The 19815-nt window shown below is 38.9% G+C and carries 20 protein-coding genes; 18 read left to right on the top strand and 2 right to left on the bottom strand.

What is annotated here, in order from left to right; all coding sequences use genetic code 11:
• Window positions 1-152: 152 nt before the first annotated feature.
• The 7 genes from miaB to M3175_RS24855 all read left to right on the top strand — a co-directional run bounded on the left by miaB (window position 153) and on the right by M3175_RS24855 (window position 8631).
• Window positions 153-1700 (top strand): tRNA (N6-isopentenyl adenosine(37)-C2)-methylthiotransferase MiaB, encoded by a 1548-nt coding sequence (gene miaB / locus M3175_RS05145; protein ID WP_251515591.1) that lies wholly within the window; start codon window positions 153-155, stop codon window positions 1698-1700.
• Window positions 1701-2135, top strand: coding sequence for a YlbF/YmcA family competence regulator (locus M3175_RS05140; protein ID WP_251515589.1), 435 nt, complete (start codon window positions 1701-1703; stop codon window positions 2133-2135). It begins immediately after the preceding gene.
• Window positions 2136-2360: 225 nt separating this feature from the next.
• Window positions 2361-2900: an outer spore coat protein CotE gene (locus M3175_RS05135; protein ID WP_251515587.1), complete on the top strand. Its 540-nt coding sequence runs from the start codon at window positions 2361-2363 to the stop codon at window positions 2898-2900.
• Between the two features lie 137 nt (window positions 2901-3037).
• Entirely contained in the window at window positions 3038-5632 is a 2595-nt protein-coding gene (gene mutS / locus M3175_RS05130; RefSeq protein WP_251515586.1) for a DNA mismatch repair protein MutS, read from the top strand.
• Between the two features lie 21 nt (window positions 5633-5653).
• On the top strand, window positions 5654-7525 hold the full coding sequence (gene mutL, locus M3175_RS05125) for a DNA mismatch repair endonuclease MutL (protein WP_251515585.1): 1872 nt from the start codon (window positions 5654-5656) through the stop codon (window positions 7523-7525).
• Window positions 7526-7673: 148 nt separating this feature from the next.
• The gene (locus M3175_RS05120; RefSeq protein ID WP_251515584.1) at window positions 7674-8120 is read left to right on the top strand and encodes a hypothetical protein; all 447 of its coding nucleotides are present in this window, start codon (window positions 7674-7676) and stop codon (window positions 8118-8120) included.
• A 115-nt stretch (window positions 8121-8235) separates the two neighbouring features.
• Window positions 8236-8631: a hypothetical protein gene (locus M3175_RS24855; protein WP_285852182.1), complete on the top strand. Its 396-nt coding sequence runs from the start codon at window positions 8236-8238 to the stop codon at window positions 8629-8631.
• Window positions 8632-8672: 41 nt separating this feature from the next.
• On the opposite strand, the gene mreBH is transcribed toward M3175_RS24855, so the two are convergent.
• Window positions 8673-9680: a rod-share determining protein MreBH gene (gene mreBH, locus M3175_RS05110; RefSeq protein WP_251515567.1), complete on the bottom strand. Its 1008-nt coding sequence runs from the start codon at window positions 9678-9680 to the stop codon at window positions 8673-8675.
• Window positions 9681-9942: 262 nt separating this feature from the next.
• Here mreBH and miaA point away from each other — a divergent pair, with 262 nt between their 5' ends.
• The 8 genes from miaA (at window position 9943) to M3175_RS05070 (ending at window position 17581) form a co-directional block, all read left to right on the top strand.
• Entirely contained in the window at window positions 9943-10938 is a 996-nt protein-coding gene (gene miaA, locus M3175_RS05105) for a tRNA (adenosine(37)-N6)-dimethylallyltransferase MiaA (RefSeq protein ID WP_371321664.1), read from the top strand.
• Window positions 10935-11171 (top strand): RNA chaperone Hfq, encoded by a 237-nt coding sequence (gene hfq / locus M3175_RS05100; protein ID WP_251515553.1) that lies wholly within the window; start codon window positions 10935-10937, stop codon window positions 11169-11171. The genes miaA and hfq overlap by 4 nt, the downstream gene beginning before the upstream one ends.
• A 205-nt stretch (window positions 11172-11376) precedes the next feature.
• Complete coding sequence (gene spoVK / locus M3175_RS05095) at window positions 11377-12318, top strand: stage V sporulation protein K (RefSeq protein WP_251515552.1); 942 nt, start codon at window positions 11377-11379, stop codon at window positions 12316-12318.
• A gap of 101 nt (window positions 12319-12419) precedes the next feature.
• Window positions 12420-13676, top strand: coding sequence for a GTPase HflX (hflX, locus tag M3175_RS05090; protein ID WP_251515551.1), 1257 nt, complete (start codon window positions 12420-12422; stop codon window positions 13674-13676).
• Between the two features lie 13 nt (window positions 13677-13689).
• On the top strand, window positions 13690-14961 hold the full coding sequence (locus M3175_RS05085; RefSeq protein WP_251515550.1) for a methionine gamma-lyase family protein: 1272 nt from the start codon (window positions 13690-13692) through the stop codon (window positions 14959-14961).
• Window positions 14962-15096: 135 nt separating this feature from the next.
• Window positions 15097-15504: a MerR family transcriptional regulator gene (locus tag M3175_RS05080; protein WP_251515549.1), complete on the top strand. Its 408-nt coding sequence runs from the start codon at window positions 15097-15099 to the stop codon at window positions 15502-15504.
• A gap of 35 nt (window positions 15505-15539) precedes the next feature.
• Window positions 15540-16874 carry a type I glutamate--ammonia ligase gene (gene glnA, locus M3175_RS05075; protein WP_251515548.1) on the top strand — a complete coding sequence of 445 codons (1335 nt, stop codon included), beginning with the start codon at window positions 15540-15542 and terminating at the stop codon, window positions 16872-16874.
• Between the two features lie 155 nt (window positions 16875-17029).
• Entirely contained in the window at window positions 17030-17581 is a 552-nt protein-coding gene (locus M3175_RS05070) for a CBO0543 family protein (RefSeq protein ID WP_251515547.1), read from the top strand.
• A 41-nt stretch (window positions 17582-17622) separates the two neighbouring features.
• Here the strand turns inward: M3175_RS05070 and lexA are convergent, their stop codons facing one another.
• Entirely contained in the window at window positions 17623-18249 is a 627-nt protein-coding gene (gene lexA, locus M3175_RS05065; protein WP_119707628.1) for a transcriptional repressor LexA, read from the bottom strand.
• Between the two features lie 154 nt (window positions 18250-18403).
• On the opposite strand from lexA, the gene yneA reads away from it, so the two are divergent.
• The 3 genes from yneA (at window position 18404) to M3175_RS05050 (ending at window position 19754) form a co-directional block, all read left to right on the top strand.
• Window positions 18404-18718, top strand: coding sequence for a cell division suppressor protein YneA (yneA, locus tag M3175_RS05060; protein ID WP_251515545.1), 315 nt, complete (start codon window positions 18404-18406; stop codon window positions 18716-18718).
• Window positions 18719-18726: 8 nt separating this feature from the next.
• Window positions 18727-19407 carry a YneB family resolvase-like protein gene (locus M3175_RS05055; RefSeq protein ID WP_251515544.1) on the top strand — a complete coding sequence of 227 codons (681 nt, stop codon included), beginning with the start codon at window positions 18727-18729 and terminating at the stop codon, window positions 19405-19407.
• A 113-nt stretch (window positions 19408-19520) separates the two neighbouring features.
• Window positions 19521-19754, top strand: a complete 234-nt coding sequence (locus M3175_RS05050) for a DUF896 domain-containing protein (protein ID WP_251515542.1) — start codon at window positions 19521-19523, stop codon at window positions 19752-19754.
• The last annotated feature ends 61 nt before the right edge of the window (window positions 19755-19815 follow it).

Raw genomic sequence — 19815 nt, 5'->3', positions numbered from 1 at the left:
TAAGTTTTTTATATTGTGTTCAGTTCTTCAACCATTTATACTTAACTAATGTGATTCATTCTACTATCAACGAACTAACTATACGAAAATAATATTTTCGTTTGGTTGTATTTTTAAAATGTTTGATTATTGCAGTGAAAGGAGAAACATTTATGAACGAAAAGCAACGATTAGAAAGCCAACAAGCAGTGCAGGAAGGTAATTCTTCGGACAAAAAATCCGGTAAGGATTACAGTAAATATTTTGAGTCAGTATATACTCCACCCTCACTAAAAGATGCGAAAAAGCGTGGGAAAGAAGAAGTAAAGTACCACAAGGATTTCTCGCTTCCTGAAGAATTTAAAGGTATGGGACAAGGTCGTAAGTTTTATATTCGTACGTACGGCTGTCAAATGAATGAGCATGATACAGAAGTAATGGCAGGTATTTTCATGGGTCTAGGCTATGAGCCAACAGACTCTGTTGATGATGCTAATGTTATTTTATTAAATACATGTGCGATCCGTGAGAATGCTGAAAACAAAGTATTTGGTGAACTCGGTCATCTTAAACATTTAAAGCAGCAAAACCCAGATGTATTAATTGGAGTTTGTGGATGTATGTCTCAAGAGGAATCGGTTGTTAATAAAATCCTAAAAACATACCACCAAGTGGATATGATCTTTGGAACGCATAATATTCACCGATTACCAAATATTCTACACGAAGCTTATATGTCTAAGGAAATGGTTGTGGAAGTATGGTCTAAAGAAGGAGATGTGATTGAGAACCTTCCGAAGATCCGCCGTGGAAATATTAAAGCATGGGTAAACATTATGTATGGCTGCGATAAGTTCTGTACGTACTGTATCGTTCCATTTACTCGTGGAAAAGAGCGCAGCCGTCGTCCTGACGATATCATTCAAGAAGTTCGCCAGCTAGCAGCGCAAGGGTACCAGGAAATTACCCTTCTGGGTCAAAACGTTAATGCTTACGGAAAAGACTTTGAAGACATGAAGTATGGTTTAGGTGACTTGATGGATGAGATCCGAAAAATTGATATTCCACGTATCCGTTTTACAACGAGTCATCCGCGTGATTTTGACGATCACTTAATTGAGGTACTTGCTAAGGGTGGAAATTTAGTTGAGCATATACACCTTCCAGTTCAGTCTGGTTCTTCAGAAGTACTAAAAATCATGGCTCGAAAGTACACAAGAGAACAATACCTAGAGCTTGTTCGCAAAATTAAAGCAGCAATTCCAAATGCTTCTTTCACTACGGATATCATCGTAGGATATCCGAATGAAACAGACGAACAATTCGAAGAAACTCTTTCTTTATACCGTGAAGTTGGATACGAATCTGCTTATACATTCATCTACTCTCCACGTGAAGGAACGCCAGCGGCAAAAATGCAGGATAACGTTCCAATGGAAGTAAAGAAGGAACGTTTACAACGATTAAACGCATTGGTAAATGAATTGTCTGCAGAGGCAATGAAGAAGTATCAAGGGGAAGTAGTGGAAGTATTAGTTGAAGGGGAAAGTAAAAACAACCCGGATGTACTTGCTGGTTACACTCGCAAAAGCAAGCTAGTAAACTTTGTGGGGCCAAAAACAGCAATTGGTAAGCTTGTGAAAGTAAGAATTACAGAAGCAAAAACATGGTCATTAAACGGTGAAATGGTGGAAGAAACTCAAGCGGTAGAGGTGAAATAAATGTCAAAGTACACAAAAGATGATATTATAGCACGTGCAAAAGAACTAGCTTCTATGATCGCAAGCACAGAAGAAGTAGATTTTTTCAAGAAAGCGGAAGCGCAAATTCATAGTAATGAAAAAGTAAGCTCTCTTATTTCACAAATTAAAGGTTTGCAAAAGCAAGCCGTTAATTTACAGCACTATGGAAAAGCAGAAGCTCTAAAGAAAACAGAAGATAAAATTGCATCTATAGAAGAAGAATTGGATTCTATCCCTGTTGTACAGGAGTTCAAGCAATCACAAGTAGACGTAAATGAACTATTGCAATTAGTTGCGAACACCATCTCCAACAAAGTAACAGATGAAGTCATCTTATCAACAGGTGGAAATGTCCTAAGTGGAGAAACAGGTGCAGAGGTTAACAAAAAGAATCATAGCTGTTCACATCACTAAGATGTGGGAATGGGAAGACCCTCGTTGGAAAACGAGGGTCTTTTTGTATCCATTAAAATCATCTCCACTCTCCATATAATTCCTCACCTTTTCTAGGTATTCGCATAGAATGCACTATATCCGCCACCGAATGCCGAAGAAAATACAAACATGAAAAATATTATCACACTAGTCTAATGTCCCGCATAGGATGAAGTGAAAATGAATGAGGAGGGTTCGCTCGCAATGGCAGATTACAGAGAGATTATTACAAAAGCGGTCGTAGCGAAAGGACGTAAATTTACACAGTCTAACGATACGATTCGCCCGGATCACCAACCGACTAGCATACTTGGTTGCTGGATTATCAATCATACGTATGAAGCTAAAAAGGTTGGAAAAAAAGTCGAGATTCATGGCTACTATGACACTAACGTTTGGTACTCTTATAATGATAATACAAGAACTGAAGTAGTAACTGCACGAGTTGACTATTGTGACGTCATTAAGTTAAAGTACCGTGATCCAGATTGCCAGGATGACAACGATGTTATTGCTCGTGTCGTTCAGCAGCCGAACTGCATAGAAGCTGTTATCTCACCAAACGGTAATGCAATTATCGTTAACGCGGAAAGAGAGTTTCTTGTAGAAGTAATTGGGGAAACAGTGGTTTGTGTAGCAGTTTACGATAATTGTGACTGCGAAGACGACTGGGGATTAGATGTTGAAGACGAAGAGTTTGAAGATTTGAATCCAGATTTCCTAATCTGTGACGAAGAAGAATAATGGCGAACTAGGAAGGTTTCACTTCCTAGTTTTTCTTTGTGGCTGATATTTACAGCTTCCAAAAAACCTTTCCTTTCATTCTTTATGTTATAATAATGATCTGAGTGAAAGAAAGAATTAGGGTTTTGGAGGATTGTATGGCTACATATACGCCGATGATACAGCAATATTTAAAGGTAAAGGCAGAGTATCAGGATGCCTTTTTATTTTTTCGTCTCGGGGATTTTTACGAGATGTTTTTTGATGATGCCGTGAAGGCTTCGCAAGTATTAGAAATTACATTAACAAGTAGAGACGGTGGTTCAGAAGACCGCATCCCTATGTGTGGGGTTCCTTACCATGCTGCTCCTCAATATATTGAACAGTTAGTTGAAAAAGGCTTTAAAGTCGCCATTTGTGAACAAACGGAAGATCCGAAGCAGGCAAAAGGTGTGGTTCGTAGAGAGGTAGTTCAGTTAATCACACCTGGAACGATGATGGAAGGAAGAGGACTGAATGAAAGAGAAAACAATTATTTAGCATCCATCTCTAAGTTCTCCAATGATCAGTATGGGTTTAGTGTGAGTGATCTGACTACAGGGGAATCTCAAGTAACCATCACAAAGAGCATGGATGAAGTCCTTAATGAGCTCGCAACTTCGGGTGCTCGTGAGGTGGTAATCTCTGCTTCGCATACGGACGAGTTACAGAGAAAAATTCGTGAGCGAGGTCAAGTCACTCTTTCGATGGAAGAAGATGTTCAAATTTATTCTTCGTTTGAAGCTCTTTTTTCACACTTAACCAATGATGAGCTTAAGCAGACGGCTGCAAGATTATTTAATTACTTATATCGAACACAAAAAAGATCGCTTGATCATCTACAGGCTGTTCGTTTTTATACAATAGATCAATATATGAAAATAGATTATTACTCGAAACGTAATCTCGAGTTAACGGAAACGATTCGCTCGAAAGGTAAAAAAGGATCTCTTCTATGGCTACTGGATGAAACAAAAACGGCGATGGGAAGTCGAATGCTCAAGTCATGGGTAGATCGTCCTCTTATCAACCAGAAACAAATCGAACTTCGTCATTCCGTTGTAGATACACTCGTTAGCTGCTTTTTTGAACGCCAAGAAATCCGTGAAAAACTAACGGAAGTGTATGACCTAGAGCGCCTGGCAGGACGAATTGCATTTGGAAATGTGAATGCAAGGGATCTCATACAGTTGAAAAAATCGCTCCTACAAATTCCGTTATTAAAAAGCATGGTGGAGAATTTACCAAATGATGCAACAAAACATTTAGCAGAGAGTCTTGAACCATGCGAAGAAATAACAGATTTATTAGAAAGAGCAATTGTTGATAATCCACCGCTTTCAATAAAAGAAGGAAATATCATTTCCGACGGATACAACGAAGAACTTGATCGATACCGTTATGCGAGTCGTAATGGAAAGCAGTGGATTGCCGAGCTTGAGAAAGAAGAGCGTGAAAAAACAGGAATCAAATCACTTAAAATAGGATACAACCGTGTGTTTGGTTATTATATTGAAGTGACTCGTGCGAATCTTTCCTTATTAAAAGAAGGTCAGTACGAAAGAAAGCAGACACTCGCAAATGCTGAACGTTTTATTACTCCAGATTTAAAAGAAAAAGAGACATTGATTTTAGAAGCGGAAGAAAAAAGTACAGAGCTTGAGTATGAGTTGTTTACAACCATTCGTGAGTACGTAAAGGAATTCATTCCACATATTCAAAGATTAGCTAAGGTTGTAAGTGAGCTGGACGTTTTGCAATGCTTTGCAGAAATTAGTGAAGCGCGTCATTACGCAAAGCCAAGTTTTACTACTGATAGACAATTAATGATTAAAAATGGTCGTCATCCAGTCGTTGAAAAGGTCATGAATGCTCAGGAATACGTACCAAATGACTGCCATATGGGGGGAGAGCGAGAGGTACTATTAATTACTGGTCCGAATATGTCTGGAAAAAGTACGTACATGAGACAAATTGCCCTCACTTCAATTCTCGCTCAGATTGGCTGTTATGTTCCAGCGGATGAGGCCAAGCTTCCAATCTTTGATCAAGTGTTTACGAGAATTGGAGCAGCAGATGATTTAATTTCTGGACAAAGTACGTTTATGGTGGAAATGCTTGAAGCAAAAAATGCCATTGTTAATGCTACCAAAAATAGTTTAATTCTATTTGATGAAATTGGGCGTGGAACCTCGACCTATGACGGAATGGCGTTAGCGCAGTCAATCATTGAGTATATTCATGAACGGATAGAGGCGAAAACATTATTCTCGACTCATTACCATGAACTAACTGTTCTCGAAGAGCAGCTTCCGATGTTAAAGAACGTCCATGTTAGCGCGATTGAGCAAAATGGAAAAGTGGTGTTCCTTCATAAAATAAAAGAGGGAGCAGCTGACAAGAGCTACGGAATTCATGTGGCAGAGCTAGCGGAGTTACCAAAGGAATTGATTGCTCGTGCGAATGAAATATTAAAAGCATTGGAGTCAGGTGACAACACAACTGCCATAGAAGAAAAGAAAGTAGTATCGAATAAGGTGTCAGAAGATGCTCAACTATCATTTTTTGATGAACCAAAGGTTGAGGCGAAAGCAAACCTATCATCGAAAGAAAAGAAGACACTTGATTCTTTAAAATCACTTAATATATTAGAAATGACTCCTATGCAGGCTTTTAATGTTCTATTTGATCTTCATAAGCAGGCAAAGAGCTAAACATCTCAGGGAGGTGAGACGATGGGAAAAATCATTCAATTAGATGATCGACTATCGAATAAAATTGCTGCCGGAGAAGTAGTTGAACGACCGGCATCCGTTGTAAAGGAACTGGTTGAAAATGCAATTGATGCAGGTAGTACTGTGATTGAAGTAGAGGTTGAGGAAGCGGGATTAGGTAAAATCCGAATCCTCGACAACGGTGACGGTATTTTGGAAGAAGATGTACTAATGGCATTTCAGCGTCACGCCACTAGTAAAATAAAAAACGATGACGATTTGTTTCGAATTAGAACACTTGGCTTTCGTGGTGAAGCGTTGCCCAGTATCGCTTCAGTAAGTCACTTTGAAATGAAAACATCAACGGGTGAGGTTGGTTCAAGAGTCGTGTTTGAGGGGGGTGTGTTGCAGGTTCATGAAGCAGCGGCTGCCAGAAAAGGAACCGACATTGTTGTAACGGATCTATTCTTCAACACGCCGGCCCGTTTAAAATATTTAAAAACCGTTCACACAGAGCTTGGGAATATTACGGATATTATGAACCGTCTTGCACTAAGCCATCCTGAAATTTCATTTCGTCTGATTCATAATGATCGGAAGCTCCTCCACACAACTGGAAACGGTGATGTCCGTCAAGTGTTAGCAGCCATTTATGGAATTAACATTGTGAAGAAAATGGTTCCAATTTCTGCTACTTCACTCGATTATCAGGTAAATGGTTGGATTGCTCTTCCTGAGATTACAAGAGCATCGAGGAACTATATTTCTACCATGATTAATGGGCGATTTATAAAAAACTATCCTCTTGTAAAAGCGGTGCAGGAAGGTTATCATACATTATTACCAATAGGCCGTTATCCGATTGTCTTATTGTCAGTCGAAATGGATCCTATTTTAGTCGATGTAAATGTGCATCCGTCTAAAATGGAGGTCCGTTTAAGCAAGGAACAAGAGTTAAACCAACTCGTTACAGATGCCATTAAAAAGGTATTTAAAAGCCAAGAGCTGATTCCATCAGGTATTATTCAATCGGAGAAAAAAGAAAAGCTACAATCCGAGCAAACCTTTCTTGAGCTGGATCATGTGGTGGAAAAAGAACCGCTTGTTGAGAGAACTGTTCATACAGAGTCCATTTTAAGAAAACCAGTTACAACGGAAAGAGTAGAAGGTACTCAAAGACCTGTTTCCATGGTAAAAGAAGAATTCCTTCCACCTGTTCTGATGGAACCTGTTGCGAAGGTTGAGGTTGAGATAGAAGAAGAGGAAATCGTAGTTGAAAGGGATCTTGATCATCTACAAAAACCCACAATGAGAATTCCTCCATTTTATCCAATCGGCCAAATGCATGGAACATATATCCTTGCTCAAAATGAAAAAGGGCTATATATAATTGATCAGCATGCGGCACAAGAAAGAATCAAATATGAGTACTTCCGTGAAAAGGTGGGAGATGTTCAAAGTGAACTTCAAGAGTTACTCGTGCCGATTACACTGGAGTATTCTACTGATGAAGCACTAAAGATCATGGAACATCAACATGAGTTAGAGAGGGTAGGCGTGTTCTTAGAGCCATTTGGTCATAACAGTTTTATACTACGCTCACATCCACAGTGGCTCCCAAAAGGGGAAGAGAAGGAACTAATGGAGGAAATGATTGAGCAGCTACTACACATGAAAAAGGTAGATATTCATAAATTACGTGAAGAAGCGGCGATAATGATGAGCTGTAAGGCCTCCATAAAAGCAAACCATCATTTGCGTCAGGATGAAATCCAGGCGCTGTTAGACGAGCTTCGATCTACTTCAGATCCGTTTACCTGCCCGCATGGAAGACCAATTATTATTCATTATTCTACCTATGAAATGGAAAAAATGTTTAAACGTGTAATGTAAGAACTGGGTTCAATAAACCCAGTTCTTCTTTTTGGGATATTGGGGTAATTTTACACAAAAAGGGCAAAAATAAGAAAAGTGTCGAACAAATTGTATAGCTTCCGCATCAAATATCCTATATATTGAAGGTAGAAAGGGGGGAGGATGAATGTTTGTTTTTGGATTGCTAACGACAATTCTTCCAGCTGTCATCGTTATTTTTGCCATTGCTTATATTGCGAAAAACAAAAACAAGGAGGATGAAGAAACCATGATACGGCACTTATACACATATTTAGTATTATTTGCGACCTTAATGATGGTCATCGGTGGTGGAATTTCTATATTTATGGCTACCGCTGACCTTGTGAACCCTGCTGGCTATTACCAGAGCTTCTCTGATTACGAAATGATGCGTGAGAGTGAAAAAGTAGGAGGAAACACTCAAATTAGTGAGGAAGAACTACGCGCTGATTATGAACAATTGGTGGAAGATGAAAAAGCGAGAATTAGAGAAAATGCCAAAAATCAAATGATTAAAAGCTTAGGGTTTATCGTCATTCCTCTTCCGATATTTATTTACTTTAACAGAATGAGAAAAAAGCAGATTGAGTAGAGCTCCTTTTCCTAGGGGCTTTTTTTATGCCTATTTATCCATGATATATACCCGTTTTTGGGATAAGTACATATAGTATCATGTATACAAATTAGAAGAAAAAGGGGAATGCCAATTGAAACGAGGAATGAGAAGACCTTTCCCTTTCGGTATGGGGAATGTTGGTGGTTATCCAAACTATAATCCGTTTTCCCAATTTGATAGTTTTGGTTATCCTGATGCAAAATACTATGGATTTGAAGACCAGGTACCAAGCATGGTTGGTGTTGGAGGTTCAAAATATAGTTCATTTTATGGCTATGGAGCACCAAGCTTTGGTCCTTCAGGCTATGGATACCCTTCACCCTACGGAGGACCTGGATTTACCCCTGGGTTTGGAGCCGGATACGGCATAGGTCCTGGAGTGGGATATGGTGGAGGGATTAGTCCGCTCGGTGCAGGGTTATTAGGATTTGGTGCGGGATTGCTTGGTGGAGCTCTGTTTGATAGTAAAGGCAGATGGTACTATTAAAAATGAAAAAGTCCCATTCATGGGACTTTTTCGAAGGTTTGTTACCTCGCTACTGACGGTATCTTATGAAGATAATCAAGTGCTCTACCCGTACCGATGGCTACTGATTCTAAAGGTTCACTAGCTAAATGAACGGGGACGAAGATTTGCTCGCTTAGCCACTGCTCCATGCCTTTTAATAGAGAGCCTCCACCTGTTAAAATGACTCCACGGTCTACAATATCACCGCTTAACTCGGCTGGACTGTCTTCTAACGTAGCACGAACTGCTTCTAGTATATGAAGGAGTGATTCTTTAATAGCATCACGAACTTCATAGGAATGTAGTTCGATCGTTTTTGGTAATCCGGTTAGCAGGTCTCTTCCGCGAACTTCTAGTACTTCTTTTTCATGGTCTACTAGGGCATAACCGATTTCCATCTTAATTTGCTCGGCTGTGCGCTCTCCAATCAGAACATTGTATTCTTTTCTTACATACTGAATAATATCGTCATCCAAATGATCGCCACCAATGCGAATCGAGTGGCAGGCCACGACGCCTCCGAATGAAATAATCGCTACTTCAGTAGAACCACCGCCAATATCTACTACCACATTGGCTACAGGTTCGTCCACAGGAAGTCCAGCTCCAATGGCAGCGGCCACTGGTTCTTCAATAAGAAAGACTTTTTTGGCACCTGCGTTTTTTGCAGCATCCTGAATGGCTCTTTTGTCTACACTCGTAGAACCAGCTGGTGTACAAATGACTACATTAGGTTTTCGAATGGTTAACCCCATTCTGGTTGAAGCTTTTGTAATAATATACTTTAATAACTCCGAAGTGATATCATAATCGGCAATCACTCCGTTTTTTAGAGGACGAATCGCTGTAATTTTACCAGGAGTTTTTCCAATCATTGCTTTAGCTTCAAGACCAACCGCAACGACTTTATTGGTAGTCGTATCTAGAGCAACAACAGATGGCTCATTATAGACGATTCCTTTATTTTTACTATATACAAGTACGTTTGCTGTACCTAAATCAATTCCAATCTCTAACGTTCCAAACATATCTATCCCACCAATTCATTTTAAGTCTCTTTACACTCTTCATATAAAGTAGCACGAATTTGGGGGTTCTCTGTCGATTGTTATCGAATCGTTATATAATTGTAATGTAAAAAGAAAGAAATGGAAGTGTCTGACAAAGGTATAACGGGTAAAAATCTGGTTATAATGCATAGAGGCTTACCTGCTTCTAGTTTTATGTTAATGGTGTTCCATGTTATACTACAATGCATCTAAAGTAATTTGTAAAGGCAGTGTCAGCATGATACAGGAGAAGGAAAGAGTCGTTGTCTTAATTGGACCAACAGCCGTTGGGAAAACGAAGACGAGCATTGAGTTGGCGAAGCGATTTAATGGTGAAATCATTAGTGGCGACTCAATGCAAATATATAAAGAAATGGATATCGGAACAGCCAAGATTAAGCAAGAAGAAATGGAAGGAATTACTCACCATCTTATTGATATTAAGCACCCAGATGAGACGTTTTCAGTAGCCGAGTTTCAGGAACTTGTACGCATGAAAATTACGGAAATCACCAATAGAGGAAAGCTACCAATGATAGTAGGCGGCACAGGGCTGTACATTCAGTCCGCCATCTATGATTACCAATTTTCTGATGCTCCGAATAATGATGAACTGAGACAACAGCTCGAAGACAGAGTGAAGACAGATGGGGTGGAAGTTCTCCATAAAGAGTTGTCTCAAGTAGATCCGGTAAGTGCGGATCGAATACATCCGAATAATGTTCGTCGTGTTATTCGTGCATTAGAGGTTTATTTGACAACTGGTCACACGTTAACAGAAATACAATCAGAACAAGTGATTGAACCATTGTATGATGTTTCTATTATTGGCTTAACAATGGACCGTGAACGCTTGTATGATCGTATTAATGCAAGAGTAGATGAAATGATAACAGAAGGCTTAGAAGAAGAAGTGAAAAATCTATATGACCGTGGGCTTATGCACACACAGGCTTTACAAGCTATTGGTTATAAGGAGTGGTTTCGTTATTTTTCAAAAGAACAATCGATTGAAACAACGGTCGAGCAATTAAAGCAGAACTCTCGACGATACGCGAAACGACAGCTCACATGGTTCCGAAATAAAATGGATGTTACTTGGTTTGATATGACAGATGTGACAAATGAGGAACAGATTCAAAAAAAAATTGATGAAATTTCTACGTATATTGAAGGAAAGCTAAAAATAAAATCGAATACATATGAAATAGAGATAAAAGAGGAGGATTTATTATGAAGCAAGCCATTAATATCCAGGATCAGTTTTTAAATCAACTTCGCAAAGACAGTACTAATTGTACCGTATTTTTGTTGAATGGCTTCCAATTAAGAGGACAAATAAAAGGTTTTGACAACTTTACGGTTCTATTTGAATGTGAAGGAAAGCAACAGCTTGTATATAAGCATGCCATTTCTACTTTTTCACCAATTCGTAATGTACAAATTGATTTAGAAGGTCCACAGCAATAATGGAACTTCATTCATGACCCGCTTTCTTCATGGAAGCGGGTCTTTGATTTCTAAAATGATTTTTTTTGAATACATATAGAGTAATCGCTTAAATAATGGGAAAAGCATGAGCTACTGTCAGAGGAGTAAAAATATCTTTAAATAGGCTATTGTCACAATTCATGCACCAGGTGCGTATACTGTTTTATAATGTGAGGTGAAAGCTTTGGACCAACCAATTCGAATGAAAAACAATGGACAAATCAGCATTGTCTTAAATTCTCAGAAACGAAAACCCACTGTTACCGAACCATATGTGGCTCCAAAGGCCATTCCCCCAGAGCATGCAGCATTAAAGGAGATAGAGGAAGAACTTGGTGCGCTTGTTGGAATGGAAGAAATGAAGCGAATGATAAAGGAAATTTACGCATGGATATATGTGAACAAGAAAAGGGAAGAAGCTGGATTAAAAGCGGGAAAACAAGCGCTCCATATGATGTTTAAAGGGAATCCTGGAACAGGGAAAACGACTGTTGCTAGGTTGATTGGGAAGTTATTTTTACGAATGAATGTCCTTACGAAAGGTCATCTAATTGAAGCGGAACGGGCAGATCTAGTTGGTGAATACATCGGACATACCGCTCAAAAAACAAGAGATCTCGTAAAGAAAGCACTCGGGGGAATTCTATTTGTGGACGAAGCCTACTCACTTGGAAGAGGTGGGGAAAAGGACTTTGGTAAAGAAGCTATTGATACACTCGTCAAACATATGGAGGATAAGCAACATGAATTCATCCTAATCCTGGCAGGTTATTCGAGAGAAATGGATGATTTTCTTACGCTCAATCCTGGATTACATTCTCGGTTTCCGCTTGTCATTGATTTTCCTGATTACAGCATTGAGCAACTGATGGAAATTGGGCAAAGAATGCTGAAGGAAAAGGAGTACACACTAAGCCATGAAGCAGAAAGAAAGCTTCGTGAGCATCTCGTATGGGTGAAATCTGCGTATAGCCCAGCTGGTTTTTCGAACGGACGTTACGTTAGAAACGTTCTTGAAAAATCGATTCGAGCTCAGGCGATGAGATTGTTGATGATAAGTAACTTTGACCGGCATGATTTAATGACGATACGAAGCAATGATCTTATATTTGAAGAAGATGAGTAGAAAGGGCAGGCTACAAGTAGCCTGCTTTGTTCTTTATGAAGCGAATTAGTATTAAAAACAAATATTTGGTATGATATAAAAAAGGACGATGAGGTGATTTCTTGGAGCAAAAGCATGAGTATGAAAAGGTGATTCTTGTGGGTTGTCAAACCGAAGAGGATGACGAAAGATTTCACTATTCTATGGAGGAGCTTGCTTCTTTAACAGAAACAGCAAAAGGTACTGTACAAGCAACATTATCTCAAAAAAGAGACAGAGTACATCCATCTACATACATAGGTAAAGGGAAAGTTGAAGAGTTGAGAGCATTAGAGGAGGAAACGGAAGCAAATATCATCATATTTAATGATGAGCTTTCACCTAGTCAGGTCCGAAATTTATCAAAAGACATTTCAGCAAGAATCATTGATCGAACTCAGTTAATTTTGGATATTTTTGCCCAACGTGCACGTTCTAAAGAAGGGAAGCTTCAGGTCGAATTGGCCCAGCTTCAATATCTTCTTCCGAGGTTGGGTGGACAAGGTACGCAACTTTCACGTCTTGGTGCAGGGATTGGGACGAGAGGTCCTGGGGAAACCCAGCTCGAGACCGATCGTAGACATATTCGAAGACGTATAGACGATATTAAAGCACAGCTTAAAGTGATCGTGCAGCATCGTGATCGATATCGTGAGCGTCGGAAAAAGAATAAAGCCTTTCAAGTGGCGTTGGTCGGGTATACGAATGCGGGTAAATCGACATTATTCAATCGTTTAACGGAAGCGGATTCGTTTGAGGAAAATCAATTGTTTGCCACACTTGACCCGATGACGAGAAAAATGATTCTTCCAAGCGGATTTAGTACGTTATTAACAGATACGGTTGGATTTATTCAGGATCTTCCAACAACATTGATTGCTGCTTTTCGATCAACCTTAGAAGAAGTACGAGAAGCCGATCTTCTTTTACACGTTGTAGATATGTCGAGTGCAGATTCATATCAGCATGAACAGACGGTACATAAGTTGTTGGAGGATTTGGATATACAACAAATTCCTCAATTGACCGTTTATAATAAGAAAGATTTAAAAAATCCTGACTTTGTTCCAACCGCAAAAACCGAAACGTTGCAGATTTCTGCATTTAACGAGGAAGATCGCTTTTTATTAAAGCAAAAAATAGAACAGGTGATTATTTCAGAAATGAAATTTTACCAAGTTGAGGTTCCGTCCACAGAAGGAAAATTGTTAGCTCAATTAAAAAATGACACGATTTTAAGGGAGTTGGCATTCGAAGAAGACAAGGAAATGTATCTGTGCAAAGGATATGTACTCAATGATCATCAAATATTAGGGCAAATTAATCAATACAGTATTTAGTTAGGAGAACAACATGTATCAGCATTTCACATATGGGGAAGCATTAAAGCCGATTGTTCGGCAGGTTGAAGAGAAAATTCTTACGAAGCATAAACAAATTGACGAAACGGTGGAAGCGAATCAGTTTCGCGTTCTAGAAAGCTACCAGCGCCATCAAGTGAGTGATTCACACTTTATTCCTTCTACAGGATATGGCTATGATGATATTGGTAGGGATACATTAGAGAAAATTTATGCTGATGTGTTTGGTGGAGAAGCAGGTCTTGTCCGTCCGCAAATCATCTCAGGTACACACGCAATTTCGATCGCTTTATTTGGTGTATTACGACCTGGAGATGAGCTTCTTTACATAACAGGAAAACCGTATGATACTTTGGAGGAAATTGTAGGAATCCGAGGGAATGGGGTAGGTTCTTTAAAGGAATTTGGAATATCTTATCAAAGTGTAGAATTAAAAGAGGATGGGCAGGTCAATTTCGAACAAGTAAAAACAATGATCAAGCCGAATACAAAAGTGATTGGAATTCAACGTTCCAAGGGGTATGCAAACCGACCATCATTTACCATCGATCAAATTAAAGAAATGATTAAATTTGTTAAAAATATTAAAGAAGATGTTGTCGTATTTGTTGATAATTGTTATGGTGAATTTGTAGAGTTATTAGAGCCTTGCCATGTAGGCGCGGACTTGATGGCAGGTTCTTTAATTAAGAACCCTGGTGGTGGACTTGCTAAAACTGGGGGGTACATCGTTGGAAAAGAAAAATATGTGGAAGCATGTTCCTATAGGATGACTTCACCAGGTATCGGAGCTGAAGCGGGTGCCTCTCTTTATAGTCTTCAAGAAATGTACCAAGGCTTCTTTTTGGCACCGCATGTGGTTGGACAAGCATTAAAGGGTGCTGTTTTTACCTCAGCTATGCTTGACAGGTTAGGTATGAACACAAATCCAGCGTGGGATGCAAACCGGACAGATTTGATTCAATCAGTTCAATTTGATAACAAAGAGAAAATGATTGCCTTTTGCCAAGCCATCCAGTTTGCTTCGCCTATTAATTCACATGTAACGGCATACCCAGCTTATATGCCTGGATATGAAGATGATGTGATCATGGCTGCGGGAACATTTATACAAGGGGCAAGTATTGAATTAAGCGCCGATGGACCAATCCGACCACCGTATGTTGCTTATGTACAGGGAGGACTAACCTATTCACATGTGAAAATGGCCATATTGATTGCGTTGAACCGATTAGCTGAAAAACAGCTAATTGATTTTAATTAAGTAGATTATTTAGAGAGTTATAATTTTTCTCTTTTTCTACAAAAATTCCATGTTATATAAACTAACATTATGTTGACAGAAAAACTGACATTTCATATAATAAAAATATGAAAGAGAGAAATGGAGGGACAGCAAATGAGCGGAAGTGATATCCGTCGTTCCATGCCATTATTTCCAATTGGAATTGTCATGCAGCTTACAGAACTATCTGCAAGACAAATTCGATATTATGAAGAGCACCAATTGATCTCTCCGGCAAGAACTGAGGGAAACAGAAGAATGTTTTCTTTGAATGACATTGATCAGCTTTTAGAAATAAAAGATTTGATCGAGCAAGGTGTGAATCTTGCAGGAATTAAGCAAATTTTTTCTGTGAAAGAGCAACAGGTGCTTTCGGAAGAAATAGTGAAGGAAGCAGAGAAAGCAAGACGTGATCTGTCCGATGATGAGTTACGTAAAATGTTGCGCTCAGAGCTTATGCATGCTGGCCGCTTTAATCGTTCGTCGTTGCGTCAAGGAGATATGTCACGCTTTTTCCATTAATAAAAAGAGATTTACTATTCAAGGGAGGAAACAAAATGGCTAAGTTTACAAGAGATGATATTACAAGAATGGCAGAAGAACAAAATGTTAAATTTATTCGTCTGCAATTCACTGACATCTTAGGAACAATCAAAAACGTTGAGATTCCTATCAGTCAGCTTGAAAAAGCTTTAGACAACAAAATGATGTTTGACGGTTCTTCTATCGAAGGTTTCGTTCGTATCGAAGAGTCAGACATGTACTTATATCCTGACTTAGACACATGGGTAGTTTTCCCTTGGACAGCTGAAAAAGGTAAAGTAGCACGTTTAATCTGTGACATTTACAATCCAGATGGTACTCCATTCGCCGGTGACCCACGTAACAACTTAAGAAGAATTATTAAAGAAATGCAAGACTTAGGATTCTCAGATTTCAATCTTGGGCCTGAGCCAGAATTCTTCTTATTCAAGCTTGACCAAGCTGGAGAGCCAACACTTGAATTAAACGACAACGGTGGATACTTCGACCTTGCTCCAACGGACCTTGGTGAAAACTGCCGTCGTGATATCGTGTTAGAGCTTGAAGAAATGGGCTTTGAAATTGAAGCATCTCACCATGAGGTAGCTCCAGGACAACACGAAATTGACTTCAAATATGCTGATGCATTAAGCGCTTGTGACCAAATCCAAACGTTCAAGCTTGTTGTTAAGACAATTGCACGTAAGCACGGTCTACATGCTACATTCATGCCGAAGCCATTATTCGGAGTAAATGGTTCTGGAATGCACTGTAACGTTTCTTTATTTAAAGAAGGTAAGAACGCATTCTTCGATCCAACTGGAAACTTAGAACTAAGCGACACTGCTCGTCAGTTCATCGCTGGTATCATTAAGCATGCTCCAAACTTTACAGCTGTAACGAACCCAACTGTAAACTCTTATAAGCGTTTAGTACCTGGTTACGAAGCACCTTGCTATGTTGCATGGTCTGCTAGAAACCGTTCGCCACTAATCCGTATCCCTGCATCTCGTGGAATTTCCACTCGTGTAGAAGTACGTAGCGTTGACCCAGCTGCTAACCCTTACTTAGCAATGGCTGTATTACTTGCTGCAGGTCTTGACGGAGTGAAGAACTCTCTAACACCACCAGCTCCAGTTGACCGCAACATCTATGTTATGAACAAAGAAGAGCGTCAAGCTGTAGGTATTGAAGATCTACCAGCTACACTTGCTGCTGCTTTAGATAACTTAAAATCAGACGAAACAATGGTTCACGCTCTTGGAGAGCATATCTTCGAACACTTCGTAGAAGCAAAAGAAATCGAGTGGGATATGTTCCGTACACAAGTACATCCATGGGAGCGCGAGCAATACATGTCAATGTATTAATTCGTTGAAAGAAACCCTCAACACATTCAGGTGTTGAGGGTTTTTTTGTCTGTTTGAATGTCATGGAGGGGAGGCGTTTATGAATAAAAATCTCAATTTATCCAAATAATACAATCGATTACTGTTATATGAAGATACGTAACGGGGGAAAAATAATGACATTTCAAGATGGTCTAAAGCAAGTCGAAAAAGGATCGAATTTAATTAAAGAAGGAAATCATCTAATTATAGATGCGACTACGAATGCCTTTTTTTTCACTTGGCAATGGTGGGTTGCAGTTTTAATGATCATTGTTCCATGGACACTCTGGGCAATATTACGTAAAAGAGAGAGCACATCGCGATTACTTTTTTCTGCATTTATTGTAATGATGCTATCTACAACGATTGATGCGTTAGGAGTGGAACATGGAAAATGGGTTTATCCAGTAAAAGCCATACCCATTCCGACAATTAGTTATTCGTTTCGTTATTCTCTTATGCCGGTCCTTATTATGCTTTTTCTACAATACAAACCGAACGTTAATCCATTAATAAAGGCAATCATTCTAGCTGGTATGAGTGCATACATTGGGATGCCTGTGATGGCGATGATGGATATGTATAAGAAAATAGATTGGGCTTATACCTATTCTTTCTTTATCATCTTGTTCTTGTATCTTGTGGCCCATTGGTTTAGTCGAAGAAAGAGCTTTGAGCCATTGTGACTATAAAAAAGCAAGCATCCTTTGATGCTTGCTTTCCCTTATTAATGAATATGACGATATACTCCGATAACTTTTCCCAGGATAGATACATTTCGTAGGATAATTGGTGCAAGAGAAGAATTCTCCGGCTGCAAACGAACATAGTCCTTTTCTTTGAAGAATCTCTTAACCGTCGCCTCATCTTCCTCAGTCATGGCAACAACGATGTCTCCGTTATTCGCTGTTTGCTGCTGTTTCACGATCACGTAATCACCATCAAGGATACCAGCCTCAATCATACTGTCACCCATTACCTCAAGCATAAATACTTGTTCATCCGCAGGGGCAAGACGTTCAGGGAGAGGAAAATACTCTTCAACATTCTCGATTGCAGTTATTGGTATACCTGCAGTTACTTTTCCGACTACAGGAACGTTAACAATATTATATTTTGGTATATTGCTTACCACCTCATCAAGATCCAGAATCTCAATTGCACGTGGCTTTGTAGGATCTCTTCGAATATACCCTTTACTTTCAAGTCTAGCTAAGTGGCCGTGTACGGTTGAACTTGACGCTAAACCTACTGCTTCCCCAATTTCACGAACGGAAGGTGGATAGCCCTTTTGCTTAACTTCTTCTTTTATATACTCTAGTATATCGACCTGACGTTTTGATAGTTTTGTCATACTTACCGCCCCTCATTGGTTAATCTTGACTTTATTATAGCATGTTCTACCAGTGCATACAAACATAAGTTCGAATAATTGTTGACACAAAACAAATGTTCGATCTATAATGAAAACATAAATACGAACATACATTCTAATAGAGGTGTTTAACATGAAGAAATTATGGTACAAATACTCATTTGCTATTATTCTAGTTGTATTATCTATCCTCGCGTCTATGATTTTAGTAATTTCTAATGGTAAATCAGTTGAGGAAAAATATATGTCTGTAACAATTAATGAGGGTGAAACACTCTGGGATCTTTGTAAGGATTATGCTGATAAGCATGCTTTATCTGAAACAGAGTTTGTTTCCTGGGTCGAAGAAATCAATGATATTAATGGAAATGTATTATTAGTAGGTGATAAAATCTACATTCCTGTTGAATTAAACGATTCCAATCTCACAGAGCTAGCATCGAAATAGGAGGGATTATGAAGGCGATAATCTATTGTAGAGTAAGTACTGAAAAAGAATCACAGTACTCTTCTCTTAAAAGGCAGGAAGAAGAACTATTGAAGCTGTCACAGCAACAAGGAATGGAAGTTGTTGAAGTCATAAAGGAACAGGCGAGTGGATATGACTTTGACAGAGAAGGTATTTTGCTAATGCTGTCACGATTAAAAGAAGAGAAAGTAGATGCTGTCCTTATACAGGATGAAACGAGACTTGGTAGAGGAAACGCCAAAATTGCTTTACTCCATTGTATACTAAAGGATAACATCAAACTCTTCAGTGTTTCGCATAACGGTGAGTTACAATTGTCCGAGTCGGATTCCATGGTATTACAAATTGTAAGTATGGTAGAAGAATATCAGCGAAAGCTTCATAATAGTAAAATTAAAAGAGGAATGAACCGAGCTGTGCAAAACGGTTACAGGCCAGAGAAAAATCTGAAAAACAAAGGTGTTCATGCGGGGAGAGAACGTATTGAAGTACCGATAACAGAGATTGTACGGTTAAGAGACAATGATCTAACATTTTCGGAAATCGCTGCAACTCTAAGAGGTTTCGGTTATGATATCTCAAAAGCTACAGTAAATCGAAGGTATCTTGAATACATAGAAGAGCAAAAACAACAAAAAAATAACTCGCCAAATGCCAACAAGTCATAAAAATAGTTGTTGGCATTTTTTGTTATTCGTACCTCTTTACGCATCTTTCTTGTCAAAGACAATTTCTTTTAGTAACATGATTTTGGTAAAACTAAAAGTGAAGGAGCAAAGAGATGCTACCGAAGGAAAAAATCGCTAGAATCAATGAACTAGCAAAAAAAGCAAAAGCTGTTGGATTAACAGAAGCGGAAGCAAAGGAGCAATCAAAGCTTCGTAGTGAATATTTACAAACATTTCGATCATCTATGCTAGGAACGCTCCAAGGTGTAAAAATTATTGATCCTCTGGGTGATGATGTTACACCTGAAAAGCTTAAGAAATTAAAGAATAACAAGAAACTACATTAATCTGTTAATTTATTCACCAGGAAATGATAGAAAACACTGAAAATTTATAAAATTATATGCT

Origin of the sequence: Robertmurraya korlensis (assembly GCF_023715225.1) — a bacterium.
In the GTDB taxonomy this organism is placed as follows: Bacteria; Bacillota; Bacilli; order Bacillales; family Cytobacillaceae; genus Robertmurraya_A.
The sequence above is the reverse complement of the archived record's forward strand: the minus strand, read 5'-3'. Positions and strand labels throughout refer to the sequence as shown.